Origin of the sequence: Micromonospora halotolerans (genome assembly GCF_032108445.1) — a bacterium.
In the GTDB taxonomy this organism is placed as follows: Bacteria; Actinomycetota; Actinomycetes; order Mycobacteriales; family Micromonosporaceae; genus Micromonospora; species Micromonospora halotolerans.
Genome location: NZ_CP134876.1, coordinates 2,286,126 through 2,305,983, shown reverse-complemented (window position 1 = coordinate 2,305,983; position 19,858 = coordinate 2,286,126). Strand labels below are relative to the sequence as shown.

At 72.7% G+C, this 19,858-nt stretch carries 22 protein-coding genes; 18 read left to right on the top strand and 4 right to left on the bottom strand.

Features of this window, described 5'->3' with window-relative positions; genetic code table 11:
* The first annotated feature begins 3 nt into the window (after window positions 1-3).
* From clpB to RMN56_RS10805, 14 genes are all read left to right on the top strand, one after another.
* Window positions 4-2,595 (top strand): ATP-dependent chaperone ClpB, encoded by a 2,592-nt coding sequence (gene clpB, locus RMN56_RS10870; protein WP_313723695.1) that lies wholly within the window; start codon window positions 4-6, stop codon window positions 2,593-2,595.
* A gap of 125 nt (window positions 2,596-2,720) precedes the next feature.
* Complete coding sequence (locus RMN56_RS10865) at window positions 2,721-3,098, top strand: hypothetical protein (protein WP_313723694.1); 378 nt, start codon at window positions 2,721-2,723, stop codon at window positions 3,096-3,098.
* 93 nt (window positions 3,099-3,191) lie between these two features.
* Window positions 3,192-3,824, top strand: coding sequence for a DUF4178 domain-containing protein (locus RMN56_RS10860; protein WP_313723693.1), 633 nt, complete (start codon window positions 3,192-3,194; stop codon window positions 3,822-3,824).
* 2 nt (window positions 3,825-3,826) lie between these two features.
* A complete protein-coding gene (locus tag RMN56_RS10855; RefSeq protein ID WP_313723692.1) occupies window positions 3,827-4,318 on the top strand; it encodes a DUF2617 family protein in 492 nt (163 codons plus the stop codon).
* Entirely contained in the window at window positions 4,315-4,740 is a 426-nt protein-coding gene (locus RMN56_RS10850; RefSeq protein WP_313723691.1) for a DUF4247 domain-containing protein, read from the top strand. The genes RMN56_RS10855 and RMN56_RS10850 overlap by 4 nt, the downstream gene beginning before the upstream one ends.
* Window positions 4,741-4,768: 28 nt before the next feature.
* A complete protein-coding gene (locus RMN56_RS10845; RefSeq protein WP_313723690.1) occupies window positions 4,769-5,191 on the top strand; it encodes a DUF350 domain-containing protein in 423 nt (140 codons plus the stop codon).
* Window positions 5,191-5,961, top strand: coding sequence for a hypothetical protein (locus RMN56_RS10840; protein ID WP_313723689.1), 771 nt, complete (start codon window positions 5,191-5,193; stop codon window positions 5,959-5,961). Before RMN56_RS10845 ends, RMN56_RS10840 begins: the two co-directional genes overlap by 1 nt.
* Window positions 5,958-7,526: a polyamine aminopropyltransferase gene (locus RMN56_RS10835; RefSeq protein ID WP_313723688.1), complete on the top strand. Its 1,569-nt coding sequence runs from the start codon at window positions 5,958-5,960 to the stop codon at window positions 7,524-7,526. The genes RMN56_RS10840 and RMN56_RS10835 overlap by 4 nt, the downstream gene beginning before the upstream one ends.
* A gap of 10 nt (window positions 7,527-7,536) precedes the next feature.
* Window positions 7,537-8,565, top strand: coding sequence for a hypothetical protein (locus RMN56_RS10830; RefSeq protein WP_313723687.1), 1,029 nt, complete (start codon window positions 7,537-7,539; stop codon window positions 8,563-8,565).
* 70 nt (window positions 8,566-8,635) lie between these two features.
* Entirely contained in the window at window positions 8,636-9,379 is a 744-nt protein-coding gene (locus RMN56_RS10825) for a hypothetical protein (RefSeq protein WP_313723686.1), read from the top strand.
* A gap of 72 nt (window positions 9,380-9,451) precedes the next feature.
* Window positions 9,452-10,258 carry a hypothetical protein gene (locus RMN56_RS10820; RefSeq protein ID WP_313723685.1) on the top strand — a complete coding sequence of 269 codons (807 nt, stop codon included), beginning with the start codon at window positions 9,452-9,454 and terminating at the stop codon, window positions 10,256-10,258.
* The gene (locus RMN56_RS10815; protein ID WP_313723684.1) at window positions 10,255-11,064 is read left to right on the top strand and encodes an SDR family NAD(P)-dependent oxidoreductase; all 810 of its coding nucleotides are present in this window, start codon (window positions 10,255-10,257) and stop codon (window positions 11,062-11,064) included. The genes RMN56_RS10820 and RMN56_RS10815 overlap by 4 nt, the downstream gene beginning before the upstream one ends.
* Window positions 11,065-11,230: 166 nt before the next feature.
* The gene (gene pyrE / locus RMN56_RS10810) at window positions 11,231-11,770 is read left to right on the top strand and encodes an orotate phosphoribosyltransferase (protein ID WP_313723683.1); all 540 of its coding nucleotides are present in this window, start codon (window positions 11,231-11,233) and stop codon (window positions 11,768-11,770) included.
* Window positions 11,771-11,827: 57 nt separating this feature from the next.
* A complete protein-coding gene (locus tag RMN56_RS10805; protein WP_076468717.1) occupies window positions 11,828-12,205 on the top strand; it encodes an ArsR/SmtB family transcription factor in 378 nt (125 codons plus the stop codon).
* 183 nt (window positions 12,206-12,388) lie between these two features.
* On the opposite strand, the gene RMN56_RS10800 is transcribed toward RMN56_RS10805, so the two are convergent.
* Entirely contained in the window at window positions 12,389-13,174 is a 786-nt protein-coding gene (locus RMN56_RS10800; protein WP_313724706.1) for a DedA family protein, read from the bottom strand.
* 173 nt (window positions 13,175-13,347) lie between these two features.
* Entirely contained in the window at window positions 13,348-14,922 is a 1,575-nt protein-coding gene (locus RMN56_RS10795; protein WP_313723682.1) for an LPXTG cell wall anchor domain-containing protein, read from the bottom strand.
* Window positions 14,923-15,105: 183 nt separating this feature from the next.
* Here RMN56_RS10795 and RMN56_RS10790 point away from each other — a divergent pair, with 183 nt between their 5' ends.
* Together RMN56_RS10790 and RMN56_RS10785 are read left to right on the top strand one after the other, a co-directional pair.
* Window positions 15,106-15,588, top strand: a complete 483-nt coding sequence (locus tag RMN56_RS10790) for a SigE family RNA polymerase sigma factor (protein WP_313723681.1) — start codon at window positions 15,106-15,108, stop codon at window positions 15,586-15,588.
* Window positions 15,588-16,649: an LCP family protein gene (locus tag RMN56_RS10785; protein ID WP_313723680.1), complete on the top strand. Its 1,062-nt coding sequence runs from the start codon at window positions 15,588-15,590 to the stop codon at window positions 16,647-16,649. Before RMN56_RS10790 ends, RMN56_RS10785 begins: the two co-directional genes overlap by 1 nt.
* Before the next feature lie 33 nt (window positions 16,650-16,682).
* Here the strand turns inward: RMN56_RS10785 and RMN56_RS10780 are convergent, their stop codons facing one another.
* The gene (locus RMN56_RS10780; RefSeq protein WP_313724705.1) at window positions 16,683-16,895 is read right to left on the bottom strand and encodes a hypothetical protein; all 213 of its coding nucleotides are present in this window, start codon (window positions 16,893-16,895) and stop codon (window positions 16,683-16,685) included.
* 137 nt (window positions 16,896-17,032) lie between these two features.
* Between RMN56_RS10780 and RMN56_RS10775 the strand changes: the two genes are divergently transcribed.
* Together RMN56_RS10775 and fbaA are read left to right on the top strand one after the other, a co-directional pair.
* Entirely contained in the window at window positions 17,033-17,416 is a 384-nt protein-coding gene (locus RMN56_RS10775) for a phage holin family protein (protein ID WP_313723679.1), read from the top strand.
* 131 nt (window positions 17,417-17,547) lie between these two features.
* Entirely contained in the window at window positions 17,548-18,570 is a 1,023-nt protein-coding gene (gene fbaA, locus RMN56_RS10770; RefSeq protein ID WP_107077057.1) for a class II fructose-bisphosphate aldolase, read from the top strand.
* A gap of 56 nt (window positions 18,571-18,626) precedes the next feature.
* On the opposite strand, the gene RMN56_RS10765 is transcribed toward fbaA, so the two are convergent.
* Window positions 18,627-19,838: an LOG family protein gene (locus RMN56_RS10765; RefSeq protein ID WP_313723678.1), complete on the bottom strand. Its 1,212-nt coding sequence runs from the start codon at window positions 19,836-19,838 to the stop codon at window positions 18,627-18,629.
* Window positions 19,839-19,858: the final 20 nt, after the last annotated feature.

Genomic DNA, 19,858 nt, shown 5'->3' with positions numbered 1-19,858 from the left:
CCCATGAACACGGAACGACTCACCACCAAGAGCCGCGAGACCATCACCGGTGCCGTCGCGCTGGCGAACCAGCGCGGTCACGCCACCGTGGAGCCCTGGCACCTGCTGCTGTCGCTGCTCGACACCGAGGGCTCGACCGCCGCCGGCCTGCTGCGCGCCGTCGGGGCCGACCCCGGCGAGCTGCGCCGGGTCGCCCAGCGTTCGGTCGACGCCCTGCCCGCGGCGCGCGGCTCCAGCATCGCCGAGCCCACCCTGGCCCGGGAGTTCGTCAACGCCATCGGCGCCGCCGAGCAGATCGCCCGGCCGCTGGGCGACGAGTACACCTCCACCGAGCACCTGCTGGCCGGGCTGGCCCGGGTGGGTGGCGCGGTCTCCGTCGCGCTGAAGAACTCCGGCGCCACCGAGGAGAACCTGGTCGCCGCCTTCCCGACCGTGCGCGGCGGGGACCGGCGGGTCACCACGGCCGACCCGGAGCAGACCTACCAGGCCCTCGCGAAGTACGGCGTCGACCTGACCGCGAGCGCGCGCGAGGGGAAGATCGACCCGGTCATCGGCCGCGACTCGGAGATCCGCCGGGTGATCCAGGTGCTGTCCCGGCGTACCAAGAACAACCCGGTGCTGATCGGCGAGCCGGGCGTCGGCAAGACCGCCATCGTCGAGGGCCTGGCCCAGCGGATCGTCGCCGGTGACGTGCCGGAATCGCTGCGGGACAAGAAGCTGGTCTCGCTCGACCTCGGCGCCATGGTGGCCGGCGCGCAGTACCGCGGCCAGTTCGAGGAGCGGCTGAAGTCGGTGCTGGAGGAGATCAAGAACTCCGACGGCCAGGTCATCACGTTCCTCGACGAGCTGCACACCGTGGTCGGCGCGGGCAAGGGCGAGGGCTCGATGGACGCCGGCAACATGCTCAAGCCGATGCTGGCCCGCGGCGAGCTGCGGATGGTCGGCGCCACGACGCTGGACGAGTACCGCGAGCACATCGAGAAGGACCCGGCGCTGGAGCGCCGCTTCCAGCCGGTGCTGGTCGGCGAGCCGACCATCGAGGACACCATCGGCATCCTGCGCGGTCTGAAGGAGCGCTACGAGGTGCACCACGGCGTGCGGATCACCGACGCCGCGCTGGTGGCCGCCGCCGCCCTCTCCGACCGCTACATCACCGACCGGTTCCTGCCGGACAAGGCGATCGACCTGGTCGACGAGTCCGCCTCGCGGCTCCGCATGGAGATCGACTCCCGGCCCGTCGAGGTGGACGAGATCGAGCGGGCGGTGCGCCGGCTGGAGATCGAGGAGATGGCGCTGGCCAAGGAGCCGGACGCCGCCTCCGCCGAGCGGCTCGCCCGGCTGCGCAAGGAGCTGGCCGACAAGCGTGAGCAGCTCACCGCGCTGTCCGAGCGCTGGCAGCTGGAGAAGAGCCACATCACCAAGCTCTCCACGGCCAAGGAGGAGCTGGAGCGGCTCGGCGGCGAGGCCGAGCGGGCCGAGCGCGACGGCGAGCTGGAGCGCGCCGCCGAGCTGCGCTACGGCCGGATCCCCGCCCTCCAGGTCGAGCTGAAGCAGGCCGAGGAGGAGCTGGCCCGGCTCCAGGCCGACGGCGCGATGCTCAAGGAGGAGGTCGGCGCGGACGACATCGCCGCCGTGGTCGCCTCCTGGACCGGCATCCCGGCCGGCCGGCTCCTAGAGGGCGAGACCGCCAAGCTGCTCCGGATGGAGGAGACGCTGGGCTCCCGGGTCGTCGGCCAGGCCGAGGCGGTCACCTCGGTGTCCGACGCGGTCCGCCGCGCCCGGGCCGGCGTCGCCGACCCGGACCGCCCGACGGGCAGCTTCCTCTTCCTCGGCCCGACCGGTGTGGGCAAGACCGAGCTGGCCAAGGCGCTCGCCGAGTTCCTCTTCGACGACGAGCGGGCCATGGTCCGCATCGACATGAGCGAGTACGGCGAGAAGCACTCCGTGGCCCGCCTGGTCGGCGCCCCGCCCGGCTACGTCGGCTACGAGGAGGGCGGCCAGCTCACCGAGGCGGTGCGCCGCCGGCCGTACTCGGTGATCCTGCTGGACGAGGTGGAGAAGGCCCACCCGGACGTCTTCGACGTGCTCCTCCAGGTGCTCGACGACGGCCGGCTCACCGACGGCCAGGGCCGCACGGTCGACTTCCGGAACGCGATCCTGATCCTCACCTCGAACCTGGGGTCGTCGGTGATCAGCGACCTGACGCTGGCCGAGGAGCAGCGCCGGGAGGGCGTCCTCGCGGTGGTCCGGTCGCACTTCAAGCCGGAGTTCCTCAACCGCCTCGACGACATCGTGGTGTTCGCCGCCCTCCAGGGCGGGGACCTGCGGGCGATCGTCGACATCCAGCTCGATCGGATGCGGGCCCGTCTGGCGGACCGCCGGTTGGCGCTGGACGTCAGCGACGCCGCCCGCACCTGGCTGGCCGAGCACGGGTACGACCCGATCTACGGTGCCCGCCCGCTGCGCCGCCTGGTGCAGTCGGCGATCGGCGACCAGCTCGCGAAGGCCCTGCTGGCCGGCCAGATCCGCGACGGCGACACGGTGACGGTCGACCTGTCCGACACGAAGGACAGCCTGACGGTAACGGCCGCCTGACCCACCCGCCCCACCTCGACGGGGCGGGGTTGATCAAGAAGTTTGCGTCGGCCGAGTCGCCTCGGCCGACGCAAACTTCTTGATCAACAGGGTCGATGGTGGCCGGCCGGGGAAATAGTGGGGGCATGGTGGGGATCGGGGAGAAGGACCGGGAGCTGGACGCGGCCGTCGAGGAGCTTCGGCGGGCGGACACCCTCGCCTTCGGCGGGGTGGGCATCGCCGGTCAGATGCTGCCGGCGACCGACGCGTACCGGCACGTGGAACGGGCCCTGCGGGAGCACCCCGAGGCGGCCCGGAAGAAGGTCGACCGGCTGCTGAAGCACGGGTCGCCGGCCGGAAAGGCGTACGCGGCCACGCTGCTGGACACGGTCGACCCGGCGGCCGGCCGGGCCGCCTGGGAACGGCTGCGCGCCGACGACGGCGAGTTCACCACCTTCAGCGGGTGCCTCATGGGCCGCGCCACCCTGCGCGAGTACGCCGCCGAACGCCTCACCGGCGCCTGACCGTAGCTGACCGGTCACTCAACGAACGGCACTTCGGCACGCGTGCGTGGGGTTGTTACCGTCTCCGCCGATGCACCTTGGGGGGAGACGGCCGTGAACGGTTCGCTGGCGTACGTGGTGACCACGTTGGGGTGCCTGGTCGGAGTGGCCGGCGTGGTGATCGCCGTGATCGCCCTGCGCAGGGCCCGGTCCGCGCCACGCCCGAAGGCCGCCCCCGGTGACCCGTTCCGGGACCGGGACGCCGACGCGCTGCGCGGCGACCCGCGTGCGCTCAAGCCCGGCGACATCGTGGAGATCCGCCAGGTGCCCTACACCGTGCGCGGCTCGGTGCACCTGGTCGAGGGCGGCTGGAGCTGGGCGGAGCACCTGCTCGACGACGCCGGCGGGGTGAAGCGCTGGCTGTCCGTCGAATCGGAGCCGGATCTGGAGCTGGTGCTCTGGACCAGCGAGCCGTCGGCAACCGTCACCCCGGGCGCGCCGACGCTGGAGATCGCCGGCCGTCGCTACAACTGGGACGAGTCCGGCCAGGCGAAGTTCACCGCCACCGAGGGCACCGGCCTCGACCCGCGCGGCACCATGCGCTACCACGACTACCAGGCGCCCGGCGGGGCCCGGCTCTCGTTCGAGGCGTACGGGGAGGCCGGCTGGGAGGTGAACCTCGGCGAGCAGGTGCACCGCGCCGAGGTGATGATCTACCCGCAGGGTGGGCCGGAGAAGGTGGACTGAGCGTGCTCGTCGCCCTGCACGCCCCGTACGTCGACACCCGCGCGGCCGACCTGAGCCTCGCCCTCGGCGGCCCCGAGCACCCCGCCCTGCACGTGCGCGAGCTGACCCTGCCCGGCGGGCTGCGGCTGCGCCTGCGCCTGCTCGGCGCCTCGCACCAGGTGGTCTGCGGCGACCTCACCGAGACGGTCGCCTGCCTGCCCGGCCGCCCCCCGCACCTGCCGGACGCCCTGCACGACGAGACCACCGGCTACCGGTTCGCCGCCACGGTGCTCCGGCCGGCGGGCGACGGCCTGCGCACCCGGGTCGCCGCGCTCCGCGCCGACCTGGCCGACGACCCGTACGCGCTGGTCGGTGTCTTTCCCGGCGACGAGGACGCGGTCACCGCGCTCGCCGTCCGCCCCGAGCCGCCGGCCGGCTCGGTGGCCTGGCGCACCTGGCACGCGTATCCGCAGACCAACGAGCTGGTCCTGACCGAGACGGTGGTGAAGCTGTGACGTACCGACGGTGGTTCGTGGTGGGGGTGGCGTTCGCCGTCATCGGCGCCGTGGTCGCCGCCTTCGCGATCTTCTACGGCAACTTCTCGCCCCGCGGCTACGTGCAGGACCGCTACACCCGGGCGACCAGCCGGGACCTCGGCTCCGACGCGATCGCGTACACGTCGGACCGGACGCCCAGCCAGGTGTCGAAGGAGATCACCGACGCCTGGCAGCCGGCCGACCAGTACGTCGACGGCAGCGGGGTCTACCTGCGCTACGACGACGACTCGGTGGTGATCCTGCCGCTCGCCGCCGGTTCGGTGATCCTGCTGGAGCGGATGACCACCGCGTACCCCCGCTACCACTCCCGGGTGGGCAGCCACTGGGGCTGGGGGCGGGGCAGCACGGTCCGCGGCGGCGGACCCGGCTCCGGCAAGTGACCTGACCCGACGAATCCTGGAGTCCCCTGTGCAGACCCTCCTCACCGATCTGCTCGTCACGCTGGCCTACGGCGTGGTCGGCGTCGCCCTGATGGCCGTCGGCTACGTGCTGGTCGACGTCGCCACTCCGGGCAAGCTGCACGAGCTGATCTGGGCCGAGCGCAACCGCAACGCCGCGCTGCTGCTCGCCTCGAACCTGGCGGGCGTGGGCATCATCGTGGTGGCCGCGATCGCCGCCAGCGCGGACGACTTCGCGCTCGGCCTGGTGGGCGCGGCCGCGTACGGCATCCTCGGGCTGGTCATCATGGCCGCGTCGTTCCTGCTGCTGGACATGGCCACCCCGGGCAAGCTCGGCGAGATCCTGGTCGACCCGGAGCCGCACCCCGCGGTCTGGGTCTCCGCAGTCGTGCACCTGGCGACCGGCGCGATCATCGCCGCCGCCATCAGCTGATGACACCCGGCAAGCGGGCGGCGAGGAGGAAGACCGCCTGGGTCGCCTGGCTGGCTGTTGCCCTGGTCGTCGCCGGCTGCGTGGTGGTGGGGGTGCTCCACAGCGGCGGGGACACCACGGTGCCGGCGCCGGCCGCCGACGAGCGCGCCGACAGCGTGGCGATCCTCCAGCGCAGCAGCGCCGAGCAGGGCCTCTGCTACGGCTGGGAGCTGGTGGACTACTACGACTACGGCGCCGCCCCGCGCAACGTCGGCTCCAACCTGGGCGACGGGGTCGCGGTCGAGGAGAACCCGGCCTGCCCGCGCTGGGTGCAGGTGACGGCCACCATCGGCTACGTCTCGGAGAGCAGTGAGAGCAACGACTTCGCGCGGATCGCGGTGACCGGTTCCCCGGACCTCGACTCCGCCGACCTGTGGCAGATGGAGAGCGGGCTGGAGCGGCTCGGGCTCACCGAGGACGTCTTCGTCGACGACCCGGGTTGGGCGGTCACCCGGGCCGCGGTCATGCTGCCGCTGCTCGCCGTCGAGGCCGGGCTGGCCGAGCCCGCCGACTCCCCGGCACCGGCGGCGGCCAGCCCGTCCCCGCTGCCCGACGCCGGCAGCGACTACCTGCGGGACCGGTGGGGCTGGCTGCTCGCCACCGTCGGGCTGCTCCTGCTCGCCGCGCTCTTCGTCACCGTGGGCGTGGTGCAGCGCCGCAAGCTCCGGGTGGCCGTGCCCGCGCAGCGCGCCGGGGCGGGCGCCGCCGGGCGTACCCGGGAGAAGGCATGACCACCGACGCGCCGGCACGGCCGCGGTGGCGCCCGGCCCGCGCGGCGGTCCTGCTCGCGGTCTTCGTCTGCGCGGCCTGCGGCCTCGTGTACGAGCTGGCCCTGGTCGCGCTCGGCAGCTACCTGATCGGCGACACGGTCGGCCAGGCGTCGATCGTGCTCGGCGTGATGGTCTTCGCGATGGGCGTCGGCGCGCTGGTCGCGAAGCCGTTCCAGCCCCGGGCGGCGGCCGCGTTCGCCGCGATCGAGCTGGCCCTGGCCCTGCTCGGCGGTCTCTCCGTGCTCGGCCTCTACGCCGCGTTCGCCTGGCTCGACCTCTACGGGCCGGCGCTGGTCGGCACGGCGTTCGTGCTGGGCCTGCTGATCGGCGCCGAGATCCCGCTGCTCATGGTGCTGCTGCAACGCATCCGGGAGCAGTCCGCCGGCAGCGCGGTGGCCGACCTCTTCGCCGCCGACTACGTCGGCGCGCTGCTCGGCGGGCTGGCCTTCCCGTTCCTGCTGATGCCCGTCTTCGGCCAGCTCAAGGGCGCCCTCGTGGTGGGCGCGGTGAACGCCGTGGCCGGCCTCGCCCTGGTCTGCACGGTCTTCCGCACCGACCTCGGCCGCCGGTCCCGGGTCGCGCTCGGCGCCGGCGCCGTCGTGGTCGCGCTCTGCCTGGGGTACGCCTGGGTCACCGCCCACGACTTCGAGGTGACCGCACGGCAGCAGCTCTACCGCGACCCGGTGGTGCACGCCGAGCGCAGCCGCTACCAGGAGATCGTGCTGACCCGGTCGGTGCGCGAGGTCGGCCATGCCGACACCGACCTGCGGCTGTTCCTCAACGGCGACCTCCAGTTCAGCTCGGTCGACGAGTACCGCTACCACGAGTCGCTGGTCCACCCGGCGATGCGCGGGCCGCACGGCGACGTGCTGGTGCTGGGCGCCGGCGACGGGCTGGCGTTGCGGGAGATCCTCAAGTACCCGGACGTGCGGCAGGTGACCCTGGTCGACCTCGACCCGGCCGTGGTGCGGCTGGCCCGTACCGAGCCGCAGCTGCGGAACCTCAACCACCAGTCGCTCGCCGACCCCCGGGTCCGGGTGCTCAACGTCGACGCGTTCGGCTGGCTGCGGACCGCCACGGAACGCTTCGACGTCGTCGTCGCCGACCTGCCCGACCCGGACGAGACGGCCACCGCCAAGCTCTACACGGTCGAGTTCTACGCGCTGATCCGGCCGGCGTTGGCTCCCGGCGGGCGGCTCGTGGTGCAGTCCGGCTCGCCCTACTTCGCGCCCCGGTCGTACTGGTCGATCGAGCGGTCGATCCGGGAGGCGGGTTTCGCCACCGTGCCGTACCACGTGGACGTGCCGAGCTTCGGCGACTGGGGCTTCGTGCTCGCCGCGCCGGGCGGCACGCCACCCGAGCTGGGGCTGCCCGCCGACGCGCCGCCGCTGCGCTTCCTCACCCCGCCGGTGCTCGCCGCGGCGGCCACCTTCCCCGCCGACCGGGCCCGGGTGGACGTGCCCGCCTCGACGTTGCTGCAGCCCAGGGTGCTGGAGTACGCCCGCGTGGAGTGGCGCGGCTACTAGCGTCGTAGCCATGCCCGCCCGTCCCGCCCGTTGGTCGAGGCCGCCCCGGGCACTGGAGGCGCCGTCGTACCTCCAGGCGTTCGTGCTGTCCGGGGTGGTGACCGTGCTGCTCACCCGGGCGTACCTGCGCGCGACCGGGTTTCCGCAGCTCGGCGGCGGCGGGCTGCACATCGCGCACGTGCTCTGGGGCGGCCTGCTGATGACCGCGGGCCTCGCGGTGGGGCTGATCTTCCTCGGCAGCGTGGCGCGCGTCCTGGGCGCGATCCTGGGCGGGATGGGCTTCGGGCTGTTCATCGACGAGGTCGGCAAGTTCGTCACCGCCGGAACGGACTACTTCTACGCCCCGGCCGCCAGCATCATCTACGTCGCCTTCGCCCTGCTGGTCGTGCTCACCCAGGCGCTACGCGGCCGGACCCGGCTCTCCGGGCCGGAGCGCACGGCGAACGCGCTGTTCACCGTCGTCGGTGGTCTCACCACCGGCCTCACGGCACGGCGCCGGGCGACCGTGCTGCGGATGGTCCAGGGGTGCGGCCCGGAGGTCGAGGAGGCGGTCACCCGGCTGCTGGATGTGGTGCCCCGACGGGAGACTCCCGCGCCCCGGTTCTGGCACCGCTGGGTCGGCCTGGCCCGCCGGGCCCTGGTCTGGATCACCACGCACCGGTGGGTGGTGTCCCTGGTGGTGCTCTACGTGGTCGGCGAGCCGTTCGTCGTCGTGCTGCGGGTCCTGCTCGACGCCATCACCGGCCATCTGCCCGACCAGCGGGAATGGGGTGCGCTGCTCGGGGTCTCCGTCTCCGCGCTGATCACCGCGCTGCTGAGCATCCGTGGCGCCCTGCTGCTGCCCAGCGACCAGACCCGGGCCTTCCGGCTGTTCAAGCTCGCGCTCCTCGTGGACCTGCTGTTCGGGCAGATCTTCAGCTTCACGGTCAACCAGTTCGGCGCGGTCTTCGCGCTCGGCGTGGACCTCTTCCTGCTCGCGGTGGTGACCGCCGAGTACCGACGGCTGCAGCGGGAGGCCGGGGAGCGGCCCACGAGCTGACCTTCGGCGCGCGGCATCGATGGGTCGGGGCCGATACTGTGTGGGCCTGATCTAGAGAAGGAGAGAGTCAATGACCGATTCCTCCCCGGCGCCGGGCCGCGCGCGTCCGGGCGTGGTGGCGGCATCCTTCTATCTGCTGCTGCTCTTCGCGCTCACCCAGTTGATCGGTCTGATCGCGACCGTCGCCGTCAGCAGCAAGCTGAAGGAGGGCTTCGAGCGGGCGTTCGAGGGCACGACGACGGGTGCCCAGGACGTCGGCACGTTCGTGGTCGCGTTCACCATCGGGACCGCCGTCCTGCTGCTCGTCCTCGCGCTGGCCCTGGTCGTCCTGGGCCTGTTCAACAACCGGGGCAGGAACGGCACCCGGATCACCACCTGGGTGCTGGGCGGCATCCTCATCTGCTGCCTCGGTGGCAGCCTGATCAGCGGCGCCACGGGCGCCGTCGGTGGCAACACCGGGGGCGGCGACGCGCCCTCCGCCGACGAGATCCAGCGCAGCCTGAACGACGCCCTGCCGTCCTGGTACCAGCCGCTGAACACGGTGCTCGGTGTGCTCGGGCTGATCTCGCTGCTGGTCGCGCTGATCCTGCTGGCGCTGCCCAGGGCCAACGAGTTCTTCCGCAAGCCGAAGCAGGGCTGGGAGCCCCCGGTCCCGGGTGCCGCCTACCCGGCGGAGCCCGGCTACCCGCAGGCCCCGGGCTACCCGACCACCCCCGGTTACCCCGGCCAGCCGACTCCCGGGCAGCCGGGCCAGGCCGGTCCGCCGCCGGAGTCCGGGGAGCGCCGGGCCGGCGAGCCACCAACGTCAAGTTGACGTCCGGATAAGAGCGACGCCGACGATCCCTCCGAGTAGGTTGCAAGCCGACGCCTACCGGAGGGATTCGTCGTGTCGTACCCCCATGAGGCACCGCCCCGCCGGCCGGGCGCGGTGGTCTCGGCGGCAGCGCTGCTGCTGCTGATGGCGGTGGGCGCCGTGGCGTACGCGGTCACCAACCTGCTCGTCACGGCGGGCACGGTGGACCGCTTCCGGGAGGCGGCTCGGGCGACCGACGCGGGCGCCGGCGAGATCGACGGGGTGGCGTCGCTGCTGCGCGCCTCGACGGTGCTCTCCGCCGTGCTCGGCGTGCTGGTCGCGCTGCTGCTCGTCGGGCTGGCCCTCGGGCTGCTCGCCGGCCGCGCCGGCGCCCGGGTGGCCACCTGGGTGGTCGCCGGGCTGGGGCTGTTCTGCGGCTGCTGTGGCCTGGCGGTGCTGGTCGGGCAGCGGACCGCGCCGCTGCGGCTCGGTGCCGACGACCGGGTCACCGCCGACCTGCTGGCCCTGGTGGGCGACGCCTACCCGGGCTGGTGGATCCCGGTGAACGCGGCGCTGTCGGTGGCGCAGATCCTCGGCTACCTGGTGGTGGCCGCGCTGCTCACCCTGCCGTCGGCCGGGGCCTTCCTCCACCGCCGCGCGCCGCGCCCGCCGGCCGGGCCGACGCCGCCGGCCGGTCCGGTCCCGGCGGGGTACGGCCGGCCGCCCTTCCCGCCGGCCGGTCCGCCCGCCTCGGGACCCGGTGCCCCCGCTCCGGCCTACGGGCACCCCTCGCCCTGGGGGCCGCCGGCCGGACCGGTGCCGCCCCCGCCCGGCACGCCCCCGATCCCGCCGCCGTCGGCCCCGCCCGGGCCGACCCCATCCCCCGAGGACCGCCCGTGACCGACGCACCAACCCCCGCACCGCGCCGGGCCCTGATCACCGGTGCCAGCCTGGGCATCGGCGAGGCGTTCGCCCGCCGGCTCGCCGCCGACGGCTGGGACCTCGTCCTGGTGGCCCGGGACGCGGGCCGGCTCGACGGCCTGGCGGCCGAGCTGACCGGCCGGCACGGCCACCGGGTCGAGACCCTCGCCGCGGATCTGTCCACCGACGACGGCTGCGCCGTCGTGGAGGGCCGGCTGACCGCCGAGCCGCCGGTGGACCTTCTGGTGAACAACGCGGGAACCAGCCTCAGCAGCCCGTTCGTCCGGTCGGCCGTCGCCGACGAGGCCCGACTGGTCCGGCTCAACGTGCTGGCCGTGCTGCGGCTGACCCACGCGGCCCTCGGTCCGATGACCGAGCGCGGCCACGGGGCAGTGATAAATGTCTCTTCCGTCGCCGGGTTCGGTGTCCCCATGCCGGGATCGACCTACTCGGCCAGCAAGGCCTGGGTGACGAATTTCAGTGAATCGATCGGCCAGTCGGTCGCCCCGCTCGGCGTACGCGTGATGGCGCTCTGCCCCGGCTACACCCGCACCGGCTACCACGAGCGGGCCGGCATCGACATGTCGCGCACGCCGGCGTGGATGTGGCTGCGGGCCGAGGACGTGGTCGACGAAGGCCTGCGTGACCTGCGCAAAGGCAAGCTGGTGAGCGTGCCGAGCTGGAAGTACAAGCTGGCCGTGGCCGGGCTCCGGCACGCGCCCCGGCGGCTGCTGCGCGGTGTCTCGCGGGACACCCGCGGGCGGGTCGGCCGTCCCGGCGGCTGACCACGGGCCGGCCCGACCGAGGTCCCGTAGCCGGGATGCTCGCCCGCCGGCCCGGATGGACGGTCGCACAGCGTAGTCGGCCATCGCCACCCGTCGGTCGCCCGCAGGGTTGACCCGGGTGGACCCCACGCTCGCCTCCCAGACTTGCGAAGTACCCTCTATCGCCATGGGGGACCACGACGACCTGCGTAAATTCATCACTGACCTGGCTGTGGTCCACGGCCGGGTGGTGCTCTCGTCGGGTCGGGAGGCGGACTGGTACGTCGATCTGCGTCGCGTCACGCTCCATCACCGGGCGGCGCCGTTGATCGGCCGGGTGATGTGCGACCTCACCGCCGACTGGGCGTACGACGCGGTGGGCGGGCTGACCCTCGGTGCCGACCCGGTGGCCACCGCGATGCTGCACGCGGCCGCCGGGACCGACCGCCCGGTGGACGCCTTCGTGGTCCGCAAGGCGGGCAAGGCGCACGGCCTCCAGCGTCGGATCGAGGGGCCGGACGTGGCCGGCCGCCGGGTCCTGGCGGTCGAGGACACCTCGACGACGGGCGGCAGCGTGTTGACCGCCGTCGAGGCATTGCGCGAGGCCGGGGCCGAGGTGGTGGGTGTGGCGGTTATTGTTGATCGAGGCGCCGGCGACGCGGTGCGAGCCGCCGGACTGCCTTATCGGGCGGCCTATACGTTGGCTGACCTCGGCCTTGTGGCGTAAAAGTTTGCCGATTCGGATCTGCTGATATGCAGGCGGATCGATGCTGCTGGTGGAAGGATGGAAAACGTGGGAACTGCGTTGGCTGAAATGACCATGCCTCAGATCTCGCCGCTTGCCGGCGAGCCGATCGAACGTGCCGACGCCGAGCGGCTCGCGGGGGTCCTCAAGGCCCTCGCGGACCCCGCCCGGCTGCGGCTGCTCAGCCTGATCCAGTCGGCTCCCGAGGGGGAGGCGTGCGTGTGTGACCTCACCGCGCCGCTCGGCCTCTCGCAGCCGACGGTCAGCCACCACCTGCGCATCCTCACCGAGGCCGGCTTGCTGGAGCGGGAGAAGCGCGGTGTCTGGGCGTACTACCGGCTGGTGCCGACCGCGATCGCCACGATCGCGGATCTGCTCACCCCGCCGCGGAAGCGGGCCACCAAGAAGGCCCGCTGAATCCGGACGTGTCGGAGTCCGGGGTGGCCGCTCGCACTGAGTGCGGCGGCGATGGGTGGCGTGCAAGGGGTGGCGCCACCACCGAACGGTGACGGCTGCCGTCATCCGTGCCACCCGCAGGTCGACAGGTCGTAGTCGAAGGCCGGCTCCCCGAGAGGGGGCCGGCCTTCGGTGTGTCCGGGGTCAGCGGCGGTGCTGGCCGCCGCGCCGGTGGTGCTGGTCGTCGTCGCCGTCGATGGCGTCCCGGACCGCGTCCACGGCGCCCGCCGCGCTGGCCGCGGCGATCACCGCGACCGCCTCACCGCGCTTGCGCGCCCGCCGGTCGCGGAGGAACTCGAAGAAGATCGGCAGCACCGAGATCAGGACGATGAGCGCGACCACCGGCAGGATGTACCGGTCGATCTTGTCGCCGATCGCGTCGTAGATCTGGTGGGCCAGCAGGTAGCCGATCAGCAGGATGCCGTCCACCCAGAGGATCGCCCCGACCACGTTCCACAGGAGGAACTGCCGGGCGGGCATGCCCAGCACGCCGGCCACCGGGTTGAGGAAGGTCCGCACGATCGGGATGAACCGGGCCAGCACCACGGCCTTCGCCGGGCCGAACTTCTGGAAGTAGTACTCGGCCTTCTCCACGTACTCCCGCTTGAACAGACGGGAGTTGGGGCGGTCGAACATCCGCTTGCCGTAGCGCCCGCCCAGCCAGTGGCCGAGCTGGGCGCCGGCGATAGCGCAGAGCGGGCCGCCGATCAGCAGGCCGGCCAGCGAGAGCCGGGTGCCGTGGCCGAAGATCGCGTCGGCCACCGGCGAGGCGGCCACCCCGGCCAGGAAGAGCAGCGAGTCGCCCGGGAAGAAGAAGCCGACCAGCAGGCCGGTCTCGGCGAAGAGGATCGCCCAGACGCCGACCATCCCGAAGGTGTGGATGAGTTCCTTCGGGTCCAGCGGGTTGAGGGCCACGCTCTCGGAAAGCATCCGGGTCTTCTCTGCTGTGTCCACGGCCACAAAGGGTACCCGGGGGCTGTCCGGCGCCTCGCCGGACCGGGCGTACTGGTCACCGCCGCGGGTCGACCGGGTACCGGGGCCGGACATGCCGGTGCCCCGCCGACCGGGTCGGCGGGGCACCGTGGTTGCGGGTGGTGCTCCGGTCAGGCGACGAAGCGGGTCCGGCGGCGGCGGGACACCACGTAGCCGGCCGCCCCGGCGGCGAGCAGCAGCGCGCCGACGCCGGCGATCAGAGCGGTGGAGGAACCGGTGATCGGCAGCGTGCCGCCGTCACCCTCGCCACCGCCACCCTGGCCGCCGTCGCCACCCGGCGCGGCGTTCACCACGACCTTGGCGGTGTCGTTGGCCGGCTTCAAGTCACGGGTAAAGCCGCCATCGCACTGGCAGGTGACATTGATCTTCACCGGCCCGGTCGCGTTGGCGATCACCTTGTCGACCCGGAGCGAGAAGTCCAGCATCTCCGAGTCGCCGGCCTTCAGCACCGTAGCGAAGTAGCAGAAGTAGTGGCGCTGGCCCGGCTGACCCGGCTCGCCCCACTCGTCGCCGTTCCTGGTGATGCAGTTCTCCGGAACCGCGACCGCCGTCGTGCCCTGCGGCACGTCGAAGTTCAGGTAGGTGACCGAGCTGCCCGCCCGGTTGTAGTCGAGGGTCGCCGGGCCGTTGTTGCGCAGCCCGAAGGTCGCCTTCACCGTGGCGCCGGCCGCGCCGTTGACCGAGGTGCCGAGCGCCTCCAGGTCGGTGCCGTTCTTGCCGGTCGCCTTCACCGTGACGATGGTGCCGTTGTTGTCCGGCTGCCGGTCGGCCTGGAAGCCCTGGGCGGTCGCCTTGCCGGGGACCTGAGTGAGGGCCAGCTCGCCGTCGGCGCCCGGCTGGCCGATCGTCTCCTCGTTGAAGTCCACGTCGTTCTGGAAGTCCTCGAACTCGGCCGGGGTCATCCAGATGATCTCGCCGTACTTGCTGCTCGGGGCGTAGGTGTCCGCGCCGAGGGCGTACGGCAGCGACGCGGTGAAGGTGCTGCCCGCAGCCAGCTCCTCGTCGAACTGGCAGGTGCGCAGCTCGTCGCCCACGTACGTGCAGTTGCTGAAGTGCTTGGCCGCGTTCATGCCGTAGTCGTTGAAGAAGATCGCGACGGCACCCTTGGCGGCGGTCTCGCCCGCGTTGCTGACCGTCGCCGGAGCGGTGAAGCTCTTACCGGGGGCGGCCGACGTCGTGGTCTCCGGACCGGCGGACAGGTCGACACCCTCGCCGACCCGGATCTTCGCGTCGTGCGAGATCGGGTCCTGGCCGGCCGCGGTCATGGTGACCTTCAGCGTGCCGGCGTCACCGTCCTTCGCCTTGCTGGTGGTCTTGAGCTGCACGTCGAAGAAGCCGGTCGAGCCCCACTCGTAGACCTCGACGTCGAACGGGTTGGTGCAGAGCAGCACGTACTCCGACGGCGTGCTGCAGTAGCTGCCAGATTCCTCGCCGACGGTCACCTTGCCGGCCAGGTCGGAGAAGTCGTAGCGAATGGCGACGTCGTGCAGCACGGTCGGGGCGGAGCTGAAGATCCTAGTGTCCCCGATCTTGCCGTCGGAGTTCGTGGCGATCGTGGTGTCGCTGAAGTAGAGGCCCAGCTTGATCTGGGATCCGCCGGCGACGGCCGGGGTGGCGGAGGCGGCGACGAACGCGCCTGCGACGCCCAACCCGGCGAGCCAGCGCCGAGTGGAGTTGGTGAACATGGTGGGGGTTCCTCCGTGGGGGGGGTTGATCAGGTGGAGCCCGTGGAGCTTAAGGAACTCTTAAGTGCCCGCGCTGTCCCAGGTGGCGCCGGACGGCAGATATTGACCGAACGGCCGATCAGCGGCGGTGCAATGTTCCGCCGGCCCGTACCCGTCAACTAGGGCGGGACACCGGGAGGTGCAGTGACGTACGAGGAGTTCGCCGACGCGCGGCTGGGCGCCCTGCTGCGGTACGCGGTCATGCTGACCGGGGATCCGCACCAGGCCCAGGATCTGGTGCAGGAGACCATGGTCCGGGTCCAGCTCAACTGGCGCCGGGTCGCCCGCAGCGACGCGCCCGAGCGGTACGTGCGCCGGATGCTGACCAACCAGTTCATCGACTGGCGGCGCGGCTCGTGGGCGCGCCGGGTGCTGCTGCGCGGCGAACCGGACGAGGCCGTGCCGGCGCCGAGCGACCACGCGCAGTCCGCGGTGGACCGCGACCAGGTCTGGTCGTGGCTGTCCCGGCTGCCCCGGCGGCAGCGGGCCACGCTGGTGCTCCGCTACTACGAGGACCTGCCCGACGCGGAGATCGCGGAGATCCTCGGCTGCGCCGTCGGCACCGTCCGCTCCTGCATCTCCCGGGCCCTGGCCACCCTCCGAGCCGAGTACGTGGAGGTCTGCTGATGATCGAGGACGACCTGCGGGCCGCTTTCGCGCGGCGCGAGGAGTTGACCCCGGCGGTCGGCCCGGTCCGGATCGCCATCGACCGCGCCGTGGTCCGCCGCCGGCGCCGCCGGTTCCGCCTCCGGCTCGCCGGCACGGCGCTGGCGGTGGTGGCCGCCGCCCTGGCCGGATTCACCGCGGTCGCGCCGGGACCGCCGGAGAGCGCGCACCTGCTCGGCGCGCCGGCGACGCCGGCGACGCCGGCGCCCAGCGGGGCGATGAACGTGCTGCTCCTCGGCCTGGACCAGGCCGGCGGGGGTCGGCGCGCCGACTCCGTGCTGCTGGTGCACGTGCCGGCGGACCGCAGCAGGCTCTACCTGGTCTCGCTCCCGCGCGACCTGCTGGTGCCCGTCCCCGGCCGGGGGACCGACAAGCTCAACGCGACCTTCACCGCCGGCGCCGGGCCGGCCGGAACGGACCTGGCCGCCGGATACCGGTCGACCCGGCAGGTGGTCGCCCAGCTCACCGGCGTACGGATCGACGCCGGCGCGGTGCTCACCTACGGGGCGACCCGGGAGCTCACCGACGCCGTCGGCGGCGTGCCGATCTGCCTGCCGGCGACGGTCCGCTCCCACCACACCCACCGGACCTACCCGGCCGGGTGCCAGCGGCTCGACGGCGCCGCCGCGGTGGACGTGCTTCGCCAGCGGTACGGGATGCCCGACGGCGGACTGGACCGGGACCGCAACGCCGGCCGGTACGCGGCCGGACTGCTCACCCGGATCCGTGAGCAGGGAGTGCTGACCAACCCGGTGCTGCTCAACCGGCTGATCTCGCAGGCCGGCTCGGGCCTGGTGACCGACACCGGCGAGACGTCCCTGCTGACGCTGCTCGCCGTGGCCGGGAAGGCGGCCACCGTCGATCCGGTCGCGGTCGGCCTGCCGGTCCGTTACCCCGAGAAGGAACCGTACGGGTTCCGGCTCGACCCCGCGCTGGCCCCGGGCTTCCTCGACGCGCTGCGCGGCGACCGGCTCGGTGAGTGGACAGCCGCGCACCCGAAGCAGGTCACCGCGCTGCGCTGACGCGGGCGGGGCCGCCGGCCCCGCCCGCGCGGCTCAGCGGTAGTCGTCCTCGTCGGCGGTGACCACCCGGGCCTGCTCCATGGCGTCCCAGTCGTCGACCTCGAACCCCCGCTGCGGCTCACCGTCGCCCTCCTCGGGGGTGACCACGGCGGCCTGCTCGACCGCGTCGGCCGGCTCCGCCTCCGGGTCCCGCTCCTCCGGAGCGAGGTGGTGGCTCGGGGCGAAGTCCTCCTCGGGCTGACCCATCGTCCCTCCCTGGAACTCGGTGCGGCCGGTCACCACCACACCGTACGGGTTGACCCGGGTCCCCGCTCGGCAGCGGAGGGAACGGTGGATCGGCAATTGTGCCGTCCGGGGCGGGCACCCGGTGCCAGGATGGTGACGTGGGCTTCCTGATCCGGCTGGCGATCACCGCGGTCGCGCTGTGGGTCACCACGCTCATCGTGCCCGGGGTGGAGGTGACCGGTCACAACGGATTCAACACCGTGTTCACCCTGGTCGTGGTGGCGCTCATCTTCGGCGCGGTCAACGCCCTGCTGAAGCCGGTCATCAAGGTGATCGGCTGCGTTTTCTACCTGCTCACGCTCGGTCTGTTCGCGCTCGTGGTCAACGCCCTGCTGTTCCTGCTCACCGACTTGATCGCACGCGGGCTGGACCTGTCGTTCCACGTGAACGGCTTCTGGGCCGCGTTCTGGGGCGCCATCGTGATGGCGGTGGTGAGCTGGCTGATCAGCGTCGTGCTGCCGGACAGCCTGGACGAGCGGTGAGCGGTTCCCGGGTCGGTTGTGCCCACCGCGCGCTCCTACGGGATACTTCCGGCGGTGGACAGCGCGGTCCGGCGCACCCATGGAAGACAGCGGCCTGCACGGCCGAGAGCGGTAAGTAAGGAGCGTTCGACATGCCCATCGCTTCCCCCGAGGCTTACGCGGAGATGCTGGACCGGGCCAAGGCCGGCCGGTACGCGTACCCCGCGATCAACGTGACCTCCTCGCAGACGCTGAACGCGGCGCTCAAGGGCTTCGCCGACGCGGAGAGCGACGGCATCATCCAGGTCTCGACCGGTGGCGCGGAGTACCTGTCCGGCCCGTCCGTGAAGGACATGGTGACCGGCGCGGTGGCGTTCGCGGCGTACGCGCACGAGGTGGCCAAGAAGTACCCGGTGAACATCGCGCTGCACACCGACCACTGCCCGAAGGACAAGCTGGACAAGTTCGTCCGTCCGCTCATGGCCATCTCGCAGGAGCGGGTGAAGAACGGCCAGGAGCCGCTCTTCCAGTCGCACATGTGGGACGGCTCGGCGGTGCCGGTGGCCGAGAACCTGGAGATCGCCGAGCAGCTGCTCACCGAGGCCGCCAAGGGCAAGATCGTCCTTGAGATCGAGGTCGGCGTCGTCGGCGGCGAGGAGGACGGCGTCGAGAACGCCATCAACGAGAAGCTCTACACCACCGTCGAGGACGGCCTGGCCATGGTCGACGCGCTCGGCCTCGGTGAGAAGGGCCGCTACATGGCGGCGCTGACCTTCGGCAACGTGCACGGCGTCTACAAGCCGGGCAACGTCAAGCTCCGCCCGGAGGTGCTCCACCACATCCAGGTGGCGGTCGGCGCCAAGTACGGCAAGGAGAAGCCGCTCAGCCTGGTCTTCCACGGCGGTTCCGGCTCGCTGCTGTCCGAGATCCGCGAGGCGCTGGACTACGGCGTGGTGAAGATGAACATCGACACCGACACCCAGTACACCTTCACCCGGCCGGTCGCGGACCACATGTTCCGCAACTACGACGGCGTGCTGAAGGTCGACGGCGAGGTCGGCAACAAGAAGATGTACGACCCCCGCGTCTGGGGCAAGGCCGCCGAGGCCGGCATGGCCGCCCGCGTCGTCGAGGCCTGCGAGCACCTGCGCTCCACCGGCACCACGATGAAGTGACCTGCTGAGGAGGGGCCCCCGGTCGACGAACGGTTGTCGACCGGGGGCCCCTCCTTTCACGCGGTGAGGATCCGGGCCGCCTCGCGGGCGTCGTCCGTGAGGTGGATCGTGGCCGACAGGTCGCCGAACGGGGAGGCCGCGAAGAGCGGCCGCAGCAGCGACTCCACCGGCAGCTCGGTGGTCCAGTAGGTGCGGTCCAGGAACACGTACGCGCCGCTCGCCCCGTCGGTGCCGTAGAAGGTCTTCGTGGCCGCCTGGAACACCTCCTGCACCGTGCCGGCCCGGCCGGGCGCGAAGACGATCCCGCCCCGGGCCAGCCGCAGGATGGTGTCCTCCCGGATGGCGTTCGAGAAGTACTTGGCGATCCGGCCGGCGAACAGGTTCGCCGGCTCGTGCCCGTACAGCCAGGTGGGGATGGCCAGGCCGCCCGAGCGGGCCCACTCGGTGCCGGGCGCCGCCGGGCGGGGCGTGGGCAGGGACGGGCCGGCCGCGTACCGGGCCCGGACCCGCAGCGCCGCGGCCGTGTAGCGGTCGTGGTCGGTGAAGTCGGGCGCCGTGGCCAGCAGGTCGATCGCCGCCGTCAGATCCTCCGCCGGCCAGGCCGCGAGGAACGCGCCCAGGTTCGCCGCCTCCATCACGCCGGGGCCGCCGCCGGTCACCACCAGCCGGTCGGCCCGCGCCAGCTCCCAACCCAGCACGGCCGCCATCCGGTACGCGGCGCTGCCGCGCGGCACCGCGTGCCCACCCATCACACCCACCACCGACTGCGGCCCGTGCACGGCCAGCCAGGCCCGGGTGGCGTCGGCCAGGGCGTTGTCCACCCCGTGGTCGTGCAGCCGCTGGCCGAGCGCCTCCCGCACGTCGGGCAGGGCGCCGCCGTGCGCCCGGAAGTGCGCGTACACCCGGGTGTCGTACATCCCGGCGAACCCGCCCTCGGCGAAGCCGGCGGCCAGGTCGTCGGCGGTGTAGAGGTGGGACGGCTGCGTCGGGTAGGGCAGCCCGGAGAAGGGTGGGACGACGTTCGCGCCCCGGCGGACCAGGTCCGCGCCGACCTCGCGGTCGGCGAACCGGCAGCCCACGAAGAGCGTGCCGGCGACCTCGGCGCCGCGCAGGTCGGGAACCGGGTCCAGGTCGAGGCGGAGGCCCTGGACGGTCACGCCGGCGAGGGTCCCCTCGGCCAGCCGCCGGTCGAACTCGGTCCGGGTCTCGATCTCGTCGGTTCGGGTGGCGTGCGGCTCGATGACGTCCGCGGGTGGTGGGGTCGGCACCCGACCATCCTGCCCCCGGG